This window comes from Microbacterium sp. Leaf436 (genome assembly GCF_001424715.1).
In the GTDB taxonomy this organism is placed as follows: Bacteria; Actinomycetota; Actinomycetes; order Actinomycetales; family Microbacteriaceae; genus Microbacterium.
Genome location: NZ_LMRB01000005.1, coordinates 42,809 through 63,765, shown reverse-complemented (window position 1 = coordinate 63,765; position 20,957 = coordinate 42,809). Strand labels below are relative to the sequence as shown.

Sequence of the window (20,957 nt, the reverse complement as noted above, 5' to 3'; positions counted from 1 at the left end):
CGTCGGTGGGGTCCTACTGACCGCCCTCGGTGAGCGTCACCTCGATCGGCGTGTAGTCGCCGTCGACGGTGACCCCCTCGTCCTTCAGTTCCGACAGGGCCGCCTCGATGTACTCGTTGGAGTGGGCCGTGTCGGCGGGCTCGGCGGTGATGAGGTTCAGACCGTCCTGGTTGACGGCCTTCATCGCTCCGGCGACCGTCTTGTCCCAGGCTGCGGTGTCGATCATGCCGAAGTCGCCGCCGGTCCAGATGAGCTTGTTGACCTCGTTCATCTGCCACAGCTGGTGGGTGGGGCCCACGGGGAACGCGTCGACGCCCGGCGCGGTCGCGGCGGCGTACGTGATGTCCGCGGCCTCGGTGGGGTTGTCGCGGGCGTACACCCAGCCCTTGACGACGGCCTTGAGGAAGCGCTTCGCGGCGTCGGCGTAGGCGGGGTCGTCGGCCAGTCGCTGCGTGTCGGCCCAGAGGGCGTCCTGCAGCATGGCTCCGGCGGTGTCCTCGTACGAGATCACGTCGATGTCGTCCATCGTGTACAGCTTCCCGGTGGCGGGGTCGACCGTCTCGAGCAGCTGCGCGAGCTCGTTGTAGGTCATCGCCTGGGCGGCATCCACGTCTTTGTCGAGCAGGGCGTTCATCGAGAAGTCCTGCGTCGTGATCTGCACGGTCGAGGCGTCGAGGCCCTTGTCGGCCATCGCGGCGAAGATCTCCCACTCGTTGCCGAAGCCCCACGAGCCGATGCGCTTGCCCTCGAAGTCGTCGACGCTCGTGATGCCCGAGCCCTTCCACGACACCTGGGTGGTTCCCGACTTCTGGAACACCTGCGCGATGTCGGTGAGTTCGACCCCCTGGTTCTCCATCGTGCCGAGCACCTTCGGCACCCAGGCGACGGCGAAGTCGACATCGCCCGCGACGAGCGCGTCCTGCGGCACGATGTCGCCGCCCGAGGGCAGCACCTCGACGTCGTCGAAGCCCTCCTCCTGGAAGTAGCCCTGGTCGAGGGCGACGTAGTAGCCCGCGAACTGCGCCTGCGGCAGCCACTGCAGCTGCAGCTTCACCGAGGTCAGGGGCGTGAAGTCGCCCTCGGATGCCGCGGGTTCGGAGCCTCCGCCCGAACAGGCCGACAGTGTGAGGGCCGCGACGGCGACCCCGGCGACCGCGCCGAGGGCGCGACGGGTGCTGTGTCTCATGGATGGTCCTTCCGGTTCGGGTGGAGCGTGTCGTGGTGGTGCAGGCTCTGTGAGGACCGGGATGCCGGTCAGCCGGGCGGGCGTAGCGCGCCGAGGCGTCGCGCGACGACGCGTTCGAGCAGCGCGGTCACGGCGAAGAAGATGAGACCGATCGCGATACCGCCGCCCACGAACGCCCACGCCAGGGCCGCGCGGCCCGACTTGGCGTAGGTCGCGATGGCGGTGCCGATGCCGTCGGCGGGACCGCCGAAGTACTCGGCGACCAGGGCGGAGATGACGGCGAGCGATGCCGCGACCCGCACGCCCGTGAGCAGGTAGGGCAGCGCGGTGGGGAGGGTCAGACGCAGGAAGGTCTGTCCGCCGGTGGCGGCGGTCGCGCGGAACAGGTCGCGCTGCACGGGCCGGGTCTGGCGCAGGCCCCTCAGCGTGTTCACGAACACCGGCACGAACGCCGCGATCCCGGCCACGGCCTGCCGTCCGAACTGACTGGAGGCCCCGAACATCGTGTTGAGGATGGGGGTGAGCGCGACGATCGGCACCACCGCGAGGGCCGCGACCAGCGGGGCGGTCATGCCGTCGACCGGTCGCCAGGTTGCGGCGAGGGCGGCGATCAGCACGGCGACGACGGTTCCGGCGAGGAGCCCCACGAAGGCATTGGTGCCGGTGATGCCGGCGGCCTCCCCCACCAGGGGGAAGCGCGCGACGAGCTCGGTCGCGACGGCGAACGGGTCGGGCAGCATGCGCGGCGCGCTGCCCGAGGCGACGAACGCGTACCAGGCGAGCAACCCCGCGAGACCCACGACGACGGGGGCGGCCAGGCGCGCCCAGCCCGGCAGGGGAGTGGCGTTCATCGACCACCTCCGGCGGGAAGCGAGGCCACGGCGCGCCGGGTCACGGCATCCGATGCGCTGATCGAGACCCCGGATGCCACGCACGTCCGCGCCATGAGCCGCACCCCGCTCATCGCTCGTTCGCCCGGTGGACGGGGGTGCCGTGCAACGCTTCGCGCACGGCGGTGACGCGGGCGAAGAACTCCGGCGACTCGCGCAGGTCGTCGTCGCGCTCGCGGCCGGGGCGGGTGTCGATGACGTCGGTGATCCGTCCCGGTCGGGGGCTCATGACGACCACGCGGTCCGAGAGGAACACCGCCTCGGGGATGGAGTGCGTCACGAACACCACGGCCGCTCCGGTCTCGGCGGCGATGCGCGCGAGCTCGGACTGCAACCGCTCGCGGGTCATCTCGTCGAGTGCGCCGAACGGCTCGTCCATCAGCAGCAGTCGGGGCTGGGCGGCGAGGGAGCGGGCGATCGCGACGCGCTGCTGCATGCCGCCCGAGAGCTGGTCGGGGTAGCGGCCGATGAAGTCGGTGAGTCCGACGAGTTCGGCGAGCTCCGCCACGCGGGCGTCGCGGCGGGCGCGGGGCCACTTGTGCAGGTCGAGGGGAAGAGCGATGTTCGCGGCCACCGTCAGCCACTGCAGCAGCGCCGCCTGCTGGAAGGCGATGCCGTAGTCCTGGTCGAGTCGCGCCTGGCGCGCCGACTTCCCGTACAGCGTCAGCTCGCCGCCGGTCGGACTGTCGAGATCGGCGATGAGTCGCAGCAGTGTCGACTTGCCGCAGCCGGAGGGTCCGATGAGCGAGACGAACTCGCCGGCGGCGACGGTGAGGTCGACGCCGGTGAGCGCGGTCACCTCGCCTCCGGCGCTGGGGAACACCTTGCCGACGCCCGCGGCGCGGACGGCGAGGTCGGTGGCGGTCTGGGCGGTCATGCGGTGTCCTCCCCGCGACGGAAGCGGTGTAGTGCGACGCCGACGAGGGCGACGCCGAAGGCTGCGACGAGTCCCATCACGACGGTGCCGAAGGTGGGCGCCCAGGGGGCGGCCGGGTCGGACGAGGCTTGGCCGGCGAGCTGGATGAGCATGCGCCCGATGCCGCCCCGCAGACCGATCGAGACTTCGGCGACGACCGCGCCGACGACCGCCGACGCGGCGGCGAGGCGCAGGGCGGGCAGCAGGTGGGGAACGGCGGCGGGCAGCCGTAGGCGCACCAGCGTCTGCCACCACCCGGCGGAGCTCGCCCGCATGAGGTCGAGGTGCATCGCATCCGGGGCCGAGAGGCCTCGCAACATGCCGACGGCGACGGGGAAGAACGCCAGGTACGACGCGATCAGGGCCACCGAGAGCCACGGCGGCCAGGGGAAGCCGGAGCGGTCGACCTGCGTGCCGATGGCGTTGACCACCGGGGCGAAGGCGATGAGCGGCACGATCTGGCTCACGACGATCCAGGGGAGCAGCCCCGCCTCGACGAGACGCCACCGCTGCATCGCCACGCCCAGGAGCGAGCCGACCACGACGCCGATCACCCAGCCGAGGGCGGCGAGGCCCAGCGTCATGCCGGCGGCTCCCGCGACCGACACGATCAGCGGCGGGGTGTCTCCTCCGCTCGTGGGCGCGAACATGCGCACCACCATGTCTCCCACGTGCGGCATGGCGCGATCGTGGCTGCGCGGCAGCAGGATGACGCCCGATCCGGCCGATCCGTCACTTCCGACGGTCACGCCGTCGGCGGGTCCGAGCAGCTTGTAGAGCTCCCACACCGCCACGACCGCGGCGATCCCGAGCACTCCCCAGCCGACGCGGATCGCCGTGGCGCGCCCGCGTGAGGAACGGCCGCCCCGCGGCATCCGCTCCTCGGAGACGACCGCGGTGGTCGTCCCCGGCGCGAGCACCTGGTCGGTCACCGCTTCGCCGTCACCGGGGGAGTGAGCGCCGGAATGACCGTCTCGCCGTAGACGCGCATCGTCTCCTCCTTGTTGTCGTGCTGGAGGTACCCGGCGAACTGCGTCACCCCGAGGGCGCGGAGCTTCTCGAGCTTGGCGATGTGCTCCTCGGCGGTGCCGAGCACGCAGAAGCGCTCCACGATCTCGTCGGGCACGAAGTCGACGTGGTCGTTGTTGCTCTTTCCGTGCGAGTTGTAGTCGTACCCGGTGCGCCCCGCGATGTAGTCGGTCAGCGCGGCGGGCACCGACGAGTCGCCGCCGTACTTCGCCACGATGTCGGCGACGTGGTTGCCGACCATGCCGCCGAACCAGCGGCACTGCTCGATCATGTGCGCGCGGGATTCGGGGGTGTCGTCTCCGATGTACATGGGGGCGGCGACGCAGAACGAGATCTCGTCGGGGTCGCGCCCGGCGTCTTCGGCCGCGCGGCGGACGGTGCGGATCATCCACTCGGCGATGTCGAGGTCGGCCAGCTGCAGGATGAAGCCGTCGCCCACCTCGCCGGTCAGCTTCAACGCGAGCGGTCCGTAGGCGGCGACCCACACCTCGAGCTCCGACCCGCGGCTCCAGGGGAACTGCAGCGTCGCGCCGTTGTACTCCACGGCGCGGGAGTTGCCGAGTTCGCGGATGACGTGGATCGACTCCCGCAGGGCCTTCAGCGTGGTGGGCCGACCGTTGGTCACGCGCACGGCGGAGTCGCCGCGGCCGATGCCGCAGATCGTGCGGTTGCCGTACATCTCGTTGAGGGTCGCGAAGGTGGAGGCCGTGACCGTCCAGTCGCGGGTGGCGGGGTTGGTCACGAACGGGCCGACGGTGACCCGGCGGGTGGCGGCGAGGATGGCGGAGTGGATGACGTACGGCTCCTGCCACAGCAGGTGCGAGTCGAAGGTCCACACGTGGCTGAAGCCGTGCGCCTCGGCCAGCTGAGACAGCTGCACCGTGCGTGCCGCGGGGGGATTGGTCTGCAGGACGACACCGAAATCCATGGGGTTCCTCTCAGACCAGGTACTGGCTCAGGCCGCGCTTGACGAATCGCCCGTCGCCGGGGGATCCGAGGTACGCGCCGTCGTCGACGACGACCTTGCCGCGCGAGATGACGGTGTCGACGTGGCCGTCGATCTCGTAGCCCTCCCACGCGGAGTGGTCCATGTTCATGTGATGGGTCTTGCCGACGCCGATCGAGGTGTGCCCGGCCGGGTCGTAGACGACGACGTCGGCGTCGGCACCGGGCGCGATGACGCCCTTCTTGCCGTACATGCCGAACATGCGCGCGGGAGTGGTGCTGGTCAGCTCCACCCAGCGCTCGAGGGTGATCTGTCCCGTGACGACGCCCTGGTAAATGAGGTCCATCCGGTGCTCGACCGAGCCGATGCCGTTGGGGATCGCGCGGAAGTCGCCCTGGCCGAGCGTCTTCTGGTCCTTCATGCAGAAGGGGCAGTGGTCGGTGGAGACCATCTGGATGTCGTTCGTCCGCAGCGCCTGCCACATGTGGTGCTGGTGGCCCTCGTCCTTCGAACGCAGGGGGGTGGAGCACACCCACTTGGCGCCCTCGAAGTCGCCCCACTGCTCGCTGTTCGCGCCGAGCTGGTCTTCGAGCGACAGGTAGAGGTACTGGGGGCACGTCTCGCCGAAGACGTTCTGGCCGTTGTCGCGCGCCCAGGCGAGCTGCTCCACCGCCTGCTTGGCGCTGACGTGCACGACGTACAGCGGCGCGCCGGTCAGGTGCGACAGCATGATGGCGCGGTGGGTCGCCTCCTCCTCCATCTGCCAGGCGCGGGCGACGCCGTGGAAGTACGGCGAGGTCTTGCCCTTGGCGATGAGCTGTTCGGCGAGCACGTCGATGACGGGACCGTTCTCGGCGTGCATCATCGTGAGCAGTCCGGTGTCGGCGGCGACCTGCATCGCCCGCAGGATCTGGGCGTCGTCGGCGTAGAAGACGCCGGGGTAGGCCATGAACATCTTGAAGCTCGAGATGCCCTCGTCGATCAGGCCCGGCAGTGCGGCGAGAGAGTCGGCATCCACTCCGCCCACGATCTGATGGAAGCCGTAGTCGATCGCGCAGTTGCCGGCGGCGAGTTCGTGCCAGTGCGCCAGGCCGTCCTGCACGCGCTCGCCGGCGCGCTGCACGGCGAAGTCGACGATGGTCGTCGTGCCGCCCCACGCGGCGGCGCGAGTGCCCGTCTCGAACGTGTCGGAGGCGCTCGTACCGCCGAAGGGCAGCTGCATGTGCGTGTGCGCGTCGATCCCGCCCGGGATGACGTACTTGCCGGTGGCGTCGATGACGGCGTCGACGGATGCCGCGAGGTCGTGGCCGAGCAGGGTCGACCCGGGCGACAGCACGGCGGCGATCGTCTCGCCGTCCAGGAGCACGTCGGCGGCGGTGCGCCCGGTCGCCGAGACCACCGTGCCGCCCGTGATCAGGGTGGTGGCCATGTCAGGCCTCCACGATCTCGCCGTAGGTGTCGGGACGACGGTCGCGGTAGAACTGCCAGTCGTCGCGCATCTGCTGAACGAGGTCCATGTCGAGGTCGCGGATGAGCAGCTCTTCGTGCTCGGCCGAGCCGATCGCGCCGACGTGGTTGCCGCGGGGGTCGATCACCTGGCTGCTGCCGTAGAACGACACCGCCTCGTCGCCGTACTCGTTGTCTTCGCGTCCGACGCGGTTGGGCTGCAGCACGAAGTAACCGTTGGCGACCGCGGCGCACGGCCCCTCGACCTCCCACAGGCGGTTCGACAGCCCGGGCTTGGTGGCGTTGGGGTTGAACACCATGTGGGCGCCGTTCAGGCCCAGCTCTCGCCAGCCCTCGGGGAAGTGGCGGTCGTAGCAGATGTACATGCCGACCTTGCCCACGGCGGTCTCGAACACGGGGTAGCCGAGGTTGCCGGGGCGGAAGTAGAACTTCTCCCAGAACTTCTCGAGGTGGGGGATGTGGTTCTTGCGGTAGCTGCCGAGCACGGTGCCGTCGGCGTCGACGAGCACGGAGGTGTTGTAGTACACCCCGGTCTGCGCCTCTTCGTAGATGGGGAGCACGCTGACCAGTCCCAGCTCCTTGGCCAGGGCGGCGAAGCGCTGCACGATCGGCCCGTCGACGGGCTCGGCGTAGCGGTAGTACTTCTGGTCCTGCGTGATGCCGAAGTAGGGACCGTAGAAGAGTTCCTGGAAGCACACGATCTCGGCGCCGCGGGCTGCGGCGTCGCGGGCGAACTGCTCGTGCTTGTCGAGCATCGATTCCTTGTCACCGGTCCACGTGGTCTGCGTGATGGCCGCTCGCACCGTCGTCATGGGTCCTCCTCGGTCTCTGCCCCGCCGGGGAGTGCGAGTGGTCGCATTCGTGCGGGTCGTTCTGTTACTGTCGCGCCTGAACATTTCCCGACGATTTCGTCGGGTGACTTCGTCGTTAATTGGAGCCGCATGCTCTCGCCCCGCGCCCTCGAGTCCCGCTCCGCCGCGGGGCTCGCCGCCGAGATCGCCCGTCTCGTCACCGACGGCACGCTCGGGCCGGGGGAGCGCCTTCCCACCGTCCGGCAGATGGCGGCCGACCTGGGGCTGTCCACCGGAACGGTAGCCGCGGCCTGGCGCGCGCTCGCCCAGGCGGGAGTCGTCACCTCTCGCGGTCGCTCGGGCACCTTCGTGCGCTCCGAGCGTCGCGAGTGGCTGAGTCCACGGGTACGAGGAATGTCCTCGAGCGAGCGGGCGATGCCACCGACACCCACCCCGAGCGGACTCGGCGGACGGGGCGCGCACGGCATCCGTCTCGATCTGTCGCTCGGCACGCCGGATCCGGCGATGCTCCCCTCGATCGAGCGGGCGCTCTCGCGCGCGCGACCTCGCGCCGACACCGGCCGCTATCACGACCTGCCCGTGCTCCCCGAACTGCACGACGTGCTCGCCGAGGACTGGCCGGTGCGCACGGTCGAGGCGTTGACCGTCGTCGACGGGGCGCTCGACGGCATCTCCCGCACGGTCGAGCAGGTGGTGCGCTTCGGCGACCGGGTCGCGGTGGAGTCACCGGGCTTCCCGTACATCTTCGACCTGGTCGATGCCACCGGCGGCGTCGTGATCCCGCTCGAGAGCGATGCCGACGGCATCCTGCCCGCCTCCCTGGCCCGCGTGCTCGCGCAGCGGCCCTCGACGCTGGTGCTGCAGACCCGGGCGCAGAACCCCACCGGGGTGTCGATGTCGGCGGCGCGGGCGCGACGCCTGGCAGACGTGCTGCTCACCGTTCCCGGAGGACGCGCGGTGACGGTCATCGAAGACGACCACTCCGCTCTCATCGCCACTGCCCCGGCGGTCACCCTCGCGCGGTGGATCCCCGCCCAGGTCGTGCACGTGCGCGGGTTCTCGAAGTCGCACGGCCCCGATCTGCGCATCGCCGCGCTGGGCGGACCCGCTCACATCGTCGAGCGGATCGTGCGCCGTCGCATGCTGGGACCCGGGTGGACGTCGCGGCTGCTGCAGTCGGTGCTGCTCGAACTGCTCATCGACCCGCGCTCCGTCGCGCCGGTCCGCACGGCCCGCCTCATCTACCGTGATCGGCTCGATCGCATGGCCGCGGCCCTGCGACGTCTCGGCATCGACGTGGGCGCACCCGACGGGATCAACCTGTGGCTGCCTGTCCGCGACGAGCGCGCCGCCCTCGTCTACCTCGCCGCAGAGGGCATCGCGGTCGCCGCGGGCGGGCCGTTCCTCGCCGACGCCTCGGCGCAGCAGTGGGTGCGGGTGACGGCGGGATCGGTCACCGAGAACGTTCGGCTCGTTGCCGACGCGCTCGCCCGGGCGGCCTCGGCTCCTCCGCTGTCGTAGGGGCCGTCAACCCCCGGATCCGATGTCGGAGGCGCCTCCTAGGGTGGATGCCATGACCGTTCCCTCTGTGCAGCTCAATGACGGAAACTCCATCCCCCAGCTCGGCTACGGCGTGTTCCTCGTCCCCGCCGACGACGCCGAACGCGCGGTGACCGAGGCCCTCGAGGTCGGCTACCGCCACATCGACACCGCGGCGATCTACAAGAACGAAGAGGGCGTCGGTGCGGCCATCGCCGCCAGCGGCATCCCGCGCGACGAGCTCTTCGTCACCACCAAGCTCTGGAACTCGCGCCACGACGGCGACGACCCGCACGCCGCGATCGACGAGAGCCTTCAGAAGCTGGGACTCGACGCGGTCGACCTCTACCTCGTGCACTGGCCGACCCCGCAGGCCGACAACTACCTCAACGCGTGGCGGAAGCTCATCGAGATCCGCGAGGCGGGCAAGACCCGCTCGATCGGCGTCTCGAACTTCCTGGTGCCGCACCTCGACCGCATCGTCGCCGAGACCGGTGTCACCCCCGTGGTGAACCAGATCGAGCTGCACCCCGCCCTCAGCCAGCGCGAGATCGCCGCGTGGGGCGCCGAGCACGACATGCACATCGAGTCGTGGGGCCCCCTCGGCCAGGGCAAGTACGACCTGTTCGAGCTGCCCGCGGTCAAGAATGCCGCCGAAGCCCACGGAAAGTCGCCCGCCCAGGCGGTGCTGCGCTGGCACATCCAGCACGGCTTCATCGTGTTCCCCAAGTCGGTGCGCCGCGAGCGCCTCGAAGAGAACTTCGACCTGTTCGACTTCGAGCTCACCGCCGACGAGATGGCCGCGATCGACCAGGTCGACCCGGGCGACGGCTCGGGCCGCGTGGGCTCGCACCCCGACGAGGTGAACTGATCTGAACCGCCTGGCGAACGCCTCGAGCCCGTATCTGCGGGCCCATGCCGACAATCCCGTCTCGTGGTTCCCCTGGGGGCCCGAGGCGTTCGCCGAGGCTGCGCGCCGCGACGTGCCCGTGATGATCTCGATCGGGTACAGCACCTGTCACTGGTGCCACGTCATGGCGCGCGAGTCTTTTCAGGATGCCGAGACCGCTGCCGTCCTCGATGACGGCTTCGTGTCGATCAAGGTCGACCGCGAGGAGCATCCCGACGTCGACGCCGCCTACCTCGACGCCGCCTCCGCCTTCACTCCCCATCTGGGGTGGCCGTTGACGGTGTTCGCCTCTCCCGAGGGGCGCGTCTTCTACGCCGGCACGTACTTCCCTCCCGCTCCCCGCCCCCCGCAGCCGTCGTTCCGCCAGGTGCTCGCCGCGGTGCGCGAAGCGTGGACCCTGCGGCGAGACGAGGTGGATGCCACCGGCTCCTCGCTGCGCGACGCGCTCGCCGCCGCGGCGACCGATGCCGCAGACGCGCCGCCCACGCTCGACCAGCTCGCGGCGGCCGCCCGCACCGTCGCCGCACGCGAGGACCGCGAGTACTCCGGTTTCGCAGCGGGCCCGGCGTTCGAGACGCCGAAGTTCCCCAACACCCCGGTGCTGCGATTCCTGCAGCACCCCGCGCTCGTCGACGCCGCCCCCGAGGCCGCACCGGTGGCATCCCGTGCCCTGGCGGCGATGCGCGACTCCGAGATGCACGACACGATCGACGGCGGCTTCTTCCGCTACGCCACGCGCCGCGACTGGAGCGTGCCCCACTTCGAGCGCATGCTCACCGACAACGCGGGCCTCGTCGAGGTCGCGCTCGCCGCGCGAGACGAGGTCACCGCCACCGACGCCGCGCGCTTCCTGGTCGACGTGCTCCAACTCCCCTCCGGGGGGATCGCCGCGGCCCAGGACTCCGAGTCGATCATCGACGGCGCGCGCAACGAGGGCGGCTACTACCGCGCGTCCGCCGAACAGCGGGCGGGGCTGGCTCCTCCGGCGTTGGACGCCAAGGTCGTCACCGGCTGGAACGGCCACGCCATCGCCGCGCTCGCCGCCGCGGGCACGCGCACCGACCCCCGTTCCGTCGAGGCCGCCCGCTGGGCCGCCGACGCCGTGCTCGAGAACAACGTCGCCGACGACGGGACGCTCCGCCGCGCCTCGCTCGACGAGATCCGCTCCGCCGCGTCCGCGACGCTCGAGGACTACGGCGGCTTCGCCCGCGGTCTGCTCGCCCTCGCCCGCGCGACCGGCGAGGTGGCCTACGCCGAGCGGGCCCGCGCGTTGATCGATCTGTGCCTCGGCGACGACGGCATCGCTCCCCCCGGCGGCGGGGATCCCGTGCTGACCGCGCAGGGGATGCAGCCGCGCGGGGTGCCCAGCGACGGAGCCGCTCCCTCGGGCCCGTCCGTGTTCGCCGCCGCCGCTCTCGACCTGTGGCGTCTGGGCGCGGGGGAGCGCTATCGCGAAGCCGCCGACACGCTGGTGCGCGTGGCCGCCGACGCGGCTCTCGCCGCGCCGCTCGCGCACGGCGCGATCCTCGAGGTGGCCCTCGGACTCGCCGCCACCCCGCGCCAGGTGGTCGTGGTCGGAGACTCGGATGCCGAGATCGCCGACGCGGCGCGCCGCGTCGCCGCCGACGTGGTGGTCGTCGTGTCGCCGGCACAGGCCGCAGCCTTCGCCGCGGCGGGCTTCGAGCTGTTCGTAGGCAAGAGCGCCCTGGCCGGCGAGGCGACGGCGTACGACTGCCGCGCGTTCACGTGCGCGTTGCCGACGACGGATCCGGCGCGACTGGTCTGAGGCGGGTCCGCCCTCTCCGCGCGTTTCCCTGCTGCGCGCGGCCGGTGCGTTCCGACCCCCGCGCGGTGGTCCGCGGGCCGTCCGACGCCGGGTGAGAGCCCGGATGAACAGCGCCCGAGCGGTCCCTCGCCTCCGGGCGCAACCGCCGCGGCATCGGGCGGGTATGACGTTCTTCACCCGGGGCGAGCGGCGCGGGCACGCCCAAGGCGTTCGGCGCGGTGGGCACAGGATCTCGGCAGTGCGCCCTGTCCGGCGCCCCCGATCCGGCAGAAGAGGACCCGCCCATGACCACGAACACGCCGCCCCGAGCTCTCATCACCGGAGTGACGGGTCAAGACGGGGGACACCTGACCGAGCTGCTCCTGCAGAAGGGGTACGACGTCTTCGGTCTCGTCCGTGGGCAGCGCAACCCGCGTCGCGACGCGTTCGCGCTCGAGTTCCCCGCCGTCACCCTCATCGAGGGCGACCTCACCGACCTCACGTCCCTCATCCGCGCCGTCGAGGTGAGCCAGCCCGACGAGCTGTACAACCTCGGTGCGGTGAGCCACGTCGGGTACTCCTTCCACAACCCGCTCCTCACCGCCGAGGTCACGGGCAAGGGTGTGCTCCACGTGCTCGAGGCGGTGCGCCTGGCGGGACGTGCGGGGTCGACGCGCGTCTATCAGGCGTCCACCTCCGAGATGTTCGGCGGTCTCGACTACAACCGCCCCGCGACCGGATACACCGAGCAGTCGACCTTCCACCCCCGGAGCCCCTACGGCGTCGCCAAGTTGTTCGGCCACTGGGCGGCGACGAACTACCGCGAGAGCTACGGGATGTTCGTCTCGTGCGGCATCCTGTTCAACCACGAGGGCGAGCGACGGGGCGTCGAGTTCGTCACCCGTAAGATCACCGACGCCGTCGCGGGCATCGTGACCGGCCGCCAGTCCCACCTCGAACTCGGTGACCTCACGCCGCGGCGCGACTGGGGATACGCGGGCGACTTCGTCGAGGGCATGTGGCGCATGCTGCAGCACGACCAGCCCGACGACTTCGTGCTCGCCACGGGCGAGACCCATTCGATCGAGGACTTCCTCACGCTGGCGTTTGCCGCGGCGGGCATCGACGAGTGGCGCCCCTACGTCGTTCAGAACCCGGCGTTCTTCCGACCCGCAGAGGTCGACGTGCTGCTCGGCGACCCGGCCAAGGCCGAGAGCGTGCTCAACTGGCGTCGCCGCGTAGACCTCCCCGAGATGACGCGTCGCATGGTCGCGCACGACCTGGCCCTCAGCGCCGCGCCGGTCGCCGCGGGATGAAACGCCTCGTCATCACGGGCGTCGGCGGTTTCGTCGGCGGTCACCTGGCGAGAGCGGCCGCCGAGGCCGGATGGTCGGTGTTCGGTATCGGCCGCACCGAGCGGGCGGCATCCGGGATCGAGCAGGCGCTCGACGGCTATGCGGGGGTCGACCTGCGGCACGAGTGGCCGGCGTCGGCGCCGTCGGACGCCGCCATCGTGCACTTGGCCGGTCTCGCCGCCGTCGGTGCGTCGTTCGACCGGCCGCAGCAGTACATCGCCGACAACAGCGCGATGACGACCGTGCTCTGCGAGGCGGCGCTGCGTTCCGGCGGCGGTGGGCGCATCGTGGCCGTCAGCTCCGGCGCGGTCTACGCGGCCTCCGCCGGCGAGTCGGTGCGCGATGAGTCCTCGCCGATCGGATTCTCGTCGCCCTACGTCGTCAGCAAGATCCTCGTCGAGAACCAGATCGCGTTCTATCGCGCGCGCGGACTCGACGCGGTGGTGGCGCGACCGTTCAACCACTTCGGTCCCGGGCAGGGTCCCGGCTTCCTGGTGCCCGACCTGGCGCGCCAGCTCACGGCATCCGCCCCCGGTGAGCCGCTGACCGTCGGTAACCTCGACACTCGCCGTGACTACTCCGACGTCCGCGACGTCGCCCGCGCCTATCTCGCTCTCGCCGACGCGCCGGCCTTGACCCATTCGCTGTACAACGTCGCCTCGGGTGTGGCTCGTTCCGGCCGCGACGTCGTCGACGCGATCTGCGCCGCCGTGGGGCGCGAGATCCCCCCGCTGCGCGTCGATCCCGATCGCATCCGTCCCTCCGACCCGGCATCGATCCGCGGTGACGCGTCTCGGTTGCGCGCCGAGACCGGATGGCAACCGCTCTTCGCCTTCGAGACGAGCATCGCCGACGCCGTCGTGAGCCTCGATGGGGCGGGCGCAGCGTGGCCGCCGTCCGACGCATCGGCGCTGCGGAGCGCCTGAGCCGGACTGCACGTCGGCGGGCGTCGGACGCCGTGGGGCCGGCGGCCTCTCCTCGCGCGGCGGGCCGTTCCTGTGTCCGCCGCGGGGGAAGAGCGGGCGAGCGAAGAACGCCGATCTCCCGTCGCGCGGGTGAAGTGCGGTTGTTCGAGCCGCGGAATGACGCGGAAGCAGCGCGAACCTGACAAAGCCTGATGCCTAACCTCGGCGCAACCTGAGTCCTCGGGTGACGTTCACCGCCACGTCGGCGGCACCTTCGGGGGTGGGCATGTTCCTCTCTTCACGTCTCTGGCCCGGTTCGATCGTCGCCACGATGGTGTTGATGGTGGGGACGGCCGTTCCCTTCGACGCGGCGATGGCGGTCTCACGTGTGGTCGTTTCCGCGGCCGCGCCCTCGACCGCTGACGCTCCGGCGCTGGCGGCGTCCGACGAGCCCTCACCGCCCCCGGCGCTTCCCGACGGGTCTTTCACCATTCCGGCGAGCACCGACGTGGCAGACGGCGCCGAGCCGGCGGCGGTGCCCGCGATCGAACCGCCGCCCGTGGGCGCTGCCGTAGACGAGTGGGAGCGACGCCGCGTCCCCACCTCCGGTCTGAGCCCGGTCGATGAGGGCGAGGACACCACGCGGTACGTCAGCGGCACGGGCTCGACCGTCACTCGGGTGTCGTCCACGCCCGAGCGGGCGCGGCAGGACGACGGAACGTGGGTCGATGTGAACACGTCGGTGTCGCGCGACGGCGCGGACTGGACCGTCGACGACCACCCGTTGGCTCCCGTCTTCCGGGGAGGCGCCGACGAAGCCCCCTCGGTGACGGTCTCGCGCGAGGGCCACGACGTCTCGTTCGCTCTCGTCGGCGCGGAGCCCGGCGAGGTCGCCGCCCCGTTCTGGTGGTGGGACGACTGGGAGGAGCTCACCTACCAAGACGTGGCGGGCGGTGCCGACCTCGAGTACCGCGTCGAGCCGGGCGGGGTCAAGGAGTCGCTCGTGCTCGATGCCGCTCCCGCGTCTCGGCCGTCGTGGACCTGGCGTATCGATGCCGGTTCGCTCACCCCGGCGCTCGGCGAGGCGGACTCCGTCGTGTTCACCGACGCATCGGGCGCCGAGGTACTGATGATCCCCACCCCGATCGCCACCGACTCCAGTGGCGTCGAGGGCGAGTCGGGCGACGCCGAGGTGGCCCTGAAGGTCGCGCTGTGGAAGGCGAGCGACGGGTCGTGGCGGTACACCCTGCGCGCCGACCGCGAGTGGTTGCGCGACCCCGCGCGTGTGTACCCGGTGCGTATCGACCCGACGGTGATGACGCCCAACGGCGCGACCGCGTACAAGTCCGACGGAACCGTGTGGCATGGCGCGCAGATGATCGGCAATACGCGCGAGGGCAACGGGAACCGGTACTGGCGCTCGGTGGTCTCGTACGACTACGGACACCTGCCCGGGCAGTTCATCGTGGCCGCCAACATGGCGGTGGGATACGACGGTCAGGGTACGACGTCGTGGCAGCAGGGATGGGTCCAGCATGCGAGCGGCTTCTCGTACAACGCGATGGGATCCCACCTCGGTTATTTCAACCTGGCGACCGACTGGGCTGAGGTCGAGGGCGACGGTATCGTGGCCCGGCTCGCGAGCAACCTGCGCATCGGAGACCGCCCGGCGTTCATGATCGGCGGCTGGGAGGGCTCGTCGTACTCGCTGAAGCGTGTGCAGTCCGCCCTGTGGGTGGAGTCGTGGAACTACCCGTCCGTCGGCGGCTGGGGTCCCGCCGACGGGGGTGGCGGCGTATCGCTGACGCCGGTGCTCGGCCTGAACGCGTACAACCCCGGCAACCGCACGCAGCAGTACGCTTTCGAGCTCGCCACCGACCCGGGTATGACGAAACTCGTCGCCGGGCGCGGGTGGGAGGGTGGTACGCAGTATCAAGTGCCCTCTGGTGTCTTGCGCACGGGCACGACGTACTACTGGCGCGTCTCGGTCGTCGACGATCTCAACGGTCTGTGGGGCCAATCGACGCAACGCCAATCGCCCGTGTACAGCTTCACGACGAACAACGTGCCGCTTCCGGATGCCGCGACGGCGGCGCCGGGCAGCGCGGTCACCGAGACGCCTACCACGGTGACGACGGTGACCCCGAGCCTGCGCGTCGGAGCCGTCGCCGACACGGACGGGGTCGGCGGCTCGATGAGGTACCAGTTCAAGATCGCGACGGGTCAGGACGCGCGATCGGGAGCCGTGGTGACGTCCGGCTGGATCACGGCCGAGAACGGGATCGCCTCGTGGACCGTCCCGCCGGGAACCCTGCAAGACGGCGGCGTGTACTCGTGGACGGTCACCACCAACGATGGACAGGACACGAACACCGAGAACGGCTGGGTGCGTCGGCTGCGCACCGACCTCCGCCTCGGAGCGTCGGGGCCGTCTCCGTACGACTCCGCCGGCGCGGTGACGACGAACCTCGCCAATGGCAACGTGAACGTCTCGTTCGCGTCCCCGACCGTGCAGACCCTCGGGGGTGCGATGGGGATGTCGTTCACGTACAACTCGCAGGAGGTCCCGGGCGCCAATCGGGGTCTCGTCGGCGAATACTTCGATGCCCGTGCGGGAGGGGCGCCACCGACAGCACCGAGCGGGTACACCTTCACCGACAAGACGGCGATCATGGTGCGAACCGATCCCGCCGTGTCGTTCCGGTGGGGCCTGGGGGCACCGGCAGAGGCCGTCCCAGCGGATCATTTCCTGGCCCGGTGGACGGGGTTTCTCACGGTGCCGTCGGAGTTGGTGGGGAAGTCTCTTCGCTTCGGAGCCACTCACGACGACGGAGTTCGCGTCACGTACGACGGGCGACGGGTGATCGACCGGTGGGACGGCGGCACCATGACGACGGCGAGCGGGTCGCCGGTCACCGTGGCCGGAGGAGCGAAGCCGATTCAGGTCGAGTACTACGAGCAGGTGGGGCTGTCGCAGGTCGACCTGTGGGTCGAGTACACGCACGACGGCGCGTCTTCGCCCATGCGGGTGAACGTCCCGCCCGACTGGTTCACGAAGCGCGTCTCGACGCTTCCGCAGGGGTGGGGCGCCTCGGTGCCGTTGGCGGGTGCCGCCTCGTCATGGGTTCTGGCGCAGCTCACCGACGCCTCGGTCGTGCTGACCGACGTCACGGGCAAGACGCACACGTACGTCAAGATCGCCGCGGGGGGATACAAGGCTCCCGACGGCGAGTACGGCGTGCTCTCGTTGGACGGCAACGGCTGGGTCGTGCTCACCGACGAAGACGGCACGGTCTATCACTTCACCAAAGAGGGGCGCGTGGCCTCGGCCACGCCGCCCGAAGACGTTCGTAAGGCCGCCGCACCGCAGTCGATTCTCGATGCCAACGGGGTGACCACCGAGGTGGTCGATCCGGTGTCGCAGAGCGGCGGTCAGTACACGCGCAAGGTCGTGTTCGGCTACCAGAACGGGGACCGCTCGTCGTGCTCCGAGCGATCGAGCGCGGGCTACGCGAAGGCACCGGTCGACATGCTGTGCCGGATCTCGTACCCCGACGGGTCGCAATCGCAGCTGTTCTACAACGTCAACGGACAGCTCGCGGCCATCCTCGATCCCGGCGACGAGCTGACGCTGTTCGGATACGACACTGCCGGCGGCTTGCTGAGCCAGATCCGGGATGCCACGGCCAATGACAGCGTCCCCGTCCCTGCCGCGGCGGGGGTGAACGATCCCGCGTCGACGTCGATCATCTACGACGGCACGCGCGCCACGGGGGTGACGCTCCCGGCGCCGGATGGCGTCACGGCAGCCGAGCGTCCGGCGCGCACGTTTTCGTACGGTGACGGACGTACGACGGTGGCTGTGTCGGGTCTGGCGGGGGTCTCTCAGACGGTCACCTATGACGCGGCGTGGCGGCAGACGGCATCCACGAGCGCGATGGGGGTGTCGACGAGCCAGGAATGGGATGCTGCGAAAGACCTCGTGCGGCGCATCACCGATGCCGCGGGCCTGGTGTCGACGAAGGTGTACGACCGCACCGATCGGGTGGTCGCAGCCTACGGCGCGGCGCCCGCGGCATGCTTCCGCATTGATGGGCGGCCGGTCGATCGGCCGGCGGAGGCGGCGGGCTGCGGTGTCGTGCCGTCGTCGACCGGAACCGTGTACGACGGCGGGCTGAATGGCCTGCAGGTCGCGTACTACTCGAACACGCGCAAGCTCTCGGGCAAACCCGACGCGTACGCCCTGGGTGTGGGTCCGGCGGACGGGACGTTCGAGAAGGACTGGGGTGGGGGCTCGCCGATCGCGGGGACGGTGTCGAGCGACAACTTCTCTCTGCGTGCGACCGGTCTGATCACGTTCCCTCAGTCCGGGACGTATCAGCTGCGGACCAGCACCGACGACGGCTCGCGTGTCTGGCTCGACGACGTCCTGATGATCGACCGCTGGGTGGATCAGGGGCCGACGGCCGCCGACAGCGTCGCGTTCACGGTGGGCGAGGGGGACGTGCGCCGTGTGCGGGTGGAGTACTACGAGAACGCGGGCGGCGCGCGCGTCGACCTGCAGTGGAAGCCGCCGGGGGCGGGGTCGTTCCAGGCCGTGCCCGGAAGTCAACTGCGCCCCGACTACGGGCTCGTGACCCGCTCGACGGTGGACGATTCCACGTCGGTCGCGGGTGCGGCGGCCCCGTCGATCGTTACCGAGACGACGTATCAAGACCCCGTCGTCGGACAGGTGTCGGCCTCCACGGTCGACCCCGGCGGTCTGGCGTTGAAGAGCACCGCGGTGTCCGAGACGGTGAACGGCGCCGGATGGCTGCGTCAGAAATCGAAGGCACTGCCGGCCGCGGCGGCGTCCGGTTCGATCACGGATGCCAAGAGCACCACGCGCGCCTACTACGGCGACGCCGAGCAGCTGTCGGAAGACACCTGCGGCGTCCCCGCGGGCACGCACCAGTTCGGGATGCTGAAATCCTCGACGGGGCCGGCACCCGCCAGCGGCCCCGCGATCGTGACGTCGTACGTGTACGACGTGATGGGTCGTGCGGCCGGCACGCGGGTCACCGGCGACGAGGCGTGGTCGTGCACGACGGTCGACGCCCGCGGGCGCACGGTGAAGGAGGTTTCGGCGGGCGGGGATGATGTCGCAACCGACACGGTCACGACGGCCTACTCGCCGACGCCCGCGGGACTCTCGGTCACGGTGACCGGAACCCCCGTGCCCGGGTCGCTCACGTCGGCGACGACGACAACCACCGACCTGCTCGGGCGCGTTGTCGCGTACACCGACGTGTGGGGTGTCGTCACGACGCCGGTCTACGAATCGCTCACCGGCCGCGTGCTGCACGTGACGACGGCCGGTCCCGGCATCGCCTCGTCGACGACGGCGTTCGCCTACGACCGCGACGGTAAGACGACGACGGTGACGTTCGACGGGCAGGTGTATGCGGCGTCGTCGTTCGATGCGAAGCAGCGCCTCGCGCAGGTGTCGTACCTGGGTGGGTCGGCGCTCGGAGTGTCGTGGGACGACACGCGCGGCACGATCGGGTCGCAGACGTGGTCGTTCCCCTCAGCGGCCTCGATCACCGATGAGGTGACCCGGTCGGTCGCGGGTCGGATCGTGCGCGAGAGCATCTCGCAAGACGGGCAGTCGTTCGACTCCACCTACGGCTACGACGCGGCAGGACGTCTCGTCTCCGCGAAGATTCCCGGTCATGAGTTGTCGTATGAGTTCGCGTTGTCGGGTGGGTGCGGGCCGAACACCTCCGCGGGTGCATCGGGTAACCGCACGCGATACGTCGATCGATACACGGCGCCGGGGTCATCGCAGACGGCTGTGATGACGGCGGAGTACTGCTACGACTGGGCCGACCGCCTGTTGTCGAACCCGGTGTGGGGTGCGGGCCCTGGGGCGTCACAGATCGCTGACGGATTCAACGCCGACGAGATCACGTACGACCTCCGCGGCAACACGACGCGTCTGTCGAACCTGTTGTTCTCGTACGACGCAGACAACCGCCATGTCGGGACGAGGACGTATGCCGGGTCCACGGTGTCGCTGGTACGGGATGCGTCGGGCCGGGTGGTGTCGCGGTCCGTGGATCCGGCCGGTGATGCACCGAAGGTGACCTCTCGCTACATCTACGCCGGTGCGGGGGACAGCCCGTGGGCAGTGGTATCGGGGGACACCACGGCGGTGGTGTTCCTGTCACTGCCCGGTGGGGTGACGGTCGACGTTCCCACATCGGGCACGGCGACGTGGTCGTATCCGTCCTTGCAGGGGCACACGGTGACGACGGGGGATGGTTCGTCGGCGTCCGGCGTGCAGCTGTATGACCCGTTCGGTCAGCCCCTCGACGCCGACACGCTCGCGCTGGGTACGGGGGCGGCCAATGAATCGGGCGCAGTGAACGGGACGACGGGGTGGTTCCAAGGGGCGCAGAAGCTGACCGAAGCGTTGGAGACGGCGCTGATCGTCGAGATGGGCGCCCGCCTGTATGTACCGGCGTTGGGTCGGTTCTTGCAGGTGGACCCGGTGGAGGGCGGCGTCGATAACGACTACGTCTGGCCCACGGACCCGGTCGGGAAGAATGACCTCAGCGGGAAGTTTGCGGTCGACTGGCTCACCGTCCTGGATGTCGCGTCGGTGGCCCTCATGTTCGTGCCCGGGGGCCAGCTTGTCGGAGCGGCCTTGAAGGTTGCCTCAGTGGCCATACGGGTGGCCAAGGTTGCCGCTGATGTGGTTAAAGCTGTTCAGATCGTGCGTCGAGCATCTCTCTACACGCGGGGGGTCCCAGGCGCTGCTGGCCAGATGATTGCGACGGCGCGGTCCGCACGATGGGCGGCAGGGCTTTGGAAGGGGCGGAGTGCAACGCCGAGGACGTCCAGCCACGGAACCCCAATGCAAACTGGCAAGTCTGGTCGATGGGTCCGCGGGCCTCATTACTTGGCGAGCGAAGGGCGGACGAAGTGGAATTACGGGCGGAATAAAGTGAAGCAGAATTTTCACGTTTACTATTGATAACGGAGGGTTGAATGCCCAACATCTGGCAGAGGCTTCAGCGATCGAGTCGTGCACTGGTCATGGTTCGCGGCGAAGACCCTTTTTTTGCACTGTTTGTCCTCGAGCGTAGGTCGGCCTCGGAATTCCTGGTCGAGGTAACATTCAGTCCCGAGGTGGCGACCATGGGTGGCGTCGAGACTGACGTGATAGTCACTTGGGGCTCGATTCATGAGATCT

The 20,957-nt window shown here is 70.1% G+C and carries 13 protein-coding genes; 6 read left to right on the top strand and 7 right to left on the bottom strand.

The features are described from left to right. Positions 1-13: 13 nt before the first annotated feature. The 7 genes from ASG45_RS15320 to ASG45_RS15290 form a co-directional block, all read right to left on the bottom strand. Entirely contained in the window at positions 14-1,186 is a 1,173-nt protein-coding gene (locus ASG45_RS15320) for an ABC transporter substrate-binding protein (protein ID WP_055839759.1), read from the bottom strand. A 68-nt stretch (positions 1,187-1,254) separates the two neighbouring features. Continuing rightward, complete coding sequence (locus ASG45_RS15315; protein WP_055839756.1) at positions 1,255-2,037, bottom strand: ABC transporter permease; 783 nt, start codon at positions 2,035-2,037, stop codon at positions 1,255-1,257. Between the two features lie 109 nt (positions 2,038-2,146). Next, positions 2,147-2,953: an ABC transporter ATP-binding protein gene (locus ASG45_RS15310; protein ID WP_055839752.1), complete on the bottom strand. Its 807-nt coding sequence runs from the start codon at positions 2,951-2,953 to the stop codon at positions 2,147-2,149. Continuing rightward, entirely contained in the window at positions 2,950-3,924 is a 975-nt protein-coding gene (locus ASG45_RS15305) for an ABC transporter permease (RefSeq protein ID WP_082516648.1), read from the bottom strand. The genes ASG45_RS15310 and ASG45_RS15305 overlap by 4 nt, the downstream gene beginning before the upstream one ends. Continuing rightward, positions 3,921-4,949, bottom strand: a complete 1,029-nt coding sequence (locus ASG45_RS15300; protein ID WP_055839749.1) for a TIGR03842 family LLM class F420-dependent oxidoreductase — start codon at positions 4,947-4,949, stop codon at positions 3,921-3,923. Before ASG45_RS15300 ends, ASG45_RS15305 begins: the two co-directional genes overlap by 4 nt. 10 nt (positions 4,950-4,959) lie before the next feature. Beyond that, positions 4,960-6,396: a dihydropyrimidinase gene (gene hydA / locus ASG45_RS15295; RefSeq protein WP_055839745.1), complete on the bottom strand. Its 1,437-nt coding sequence runs from the start codon at positions 6,394-6,396 to the stop codon at positions 4,960-4,962. A gap of 1 nt (position 6,397) precedes the next feature. After that, positions 6,398-7,246: a nitrilase-related carbon-nitrogen hydrolase gene (locus ASG45_RS15290; protein ID WP_055839742.1), complete on the bottom strand. Its 849-nt coding sequence runs from the start codon at positions 7,244-7,246 to the stop codon at positions 6,398-6,400. Positions 7,247-7,375: 129 nt separating this feature from the next. Here ASG45_RS15290 and ASG45_RS15285 point away from each other — a divergent pair, with 129 nt between their 5' ends. The 6 genes from ASG45_RS15285 to ASG45_RS15260 all read left to right on the top strand — a co-directional run bounded on the left by ASG45_RS15285 (position 7,376) and on the right by ASG45_RS15260 (position 20,738). Then, positions 7,376-8,767, top strand: a complete 1,392-nt coding sequence (locus tag ASG45_RS15285; RefSeq protein ID WP_055839739.1) for an aminotransferase-like domain-containing protein — start codon at positions 7,376-7,378, stop codon at positions 8,765-8,767. 52 nt (positions 8,768-8,819) lie between these two features. Further along, positions 8,820-9,656 (top strand): aldo/keto reductase, encoded by an 837-nt coding sequence (locus tag ASG45_RS15280; RefSeq protein WP_055839737.1) that lies wholly within the window; start codon positions 8,820-8,822, stop codon positions 9,654-9,656. Position 9,657: 1 nt separating this feature from the next. Next, complete coding sequence (locus tag ASG45_RS15275) at positions 9,658-11,481, top strand: thioredoxin domain-containing protein (protein WP_055839734.1); 1,824 nt, start codon at positions 9,658-9,660, stop codon at positions 11,479-11,481. A gap of 284 nt (positions 11,482-11,765) precedes the next feature. Beyond that, positions 11,766-12,776: a GDP-mannose 4,6-dehydratase gene (locus ASG45_RS15270; protein ID WP_055839731.1), complete on the top strand. Its 1,011-nt coding sequence runs from the start codon at positions 11,766-11,768 to the stop codon at positions 12,774-12,776. Then, positions 12,773-13,741, top strand: a complete 969-nt coding sequence (locus ASG45_RS15265) for an NAD-dependent epimerase/dehydratase family protein (protein WP_055839729.1) — start codon at positions 12,773-12,775, stop codon at positions 13,739-13,741. The genes ASG45_RS15270 and ASG45_RS15265 overlap by 4 nt, the downstream gene beginning before the upstream one ends. Before the next feature lie 223 nt (positions 13,742-13,964). Continuing rightward, a complete protein-coding gene (locus tag ASG45_RS15260; RefSeq protein WP_055839726.1) occupies positions 13,965-20,738 on the top strand; it encodes a PA14 domain-containing protein in 6,774 nt (2,257 codons plus the stop codon). Positions 20,739-20,957 lie beyond the last annotated feature (219 nt).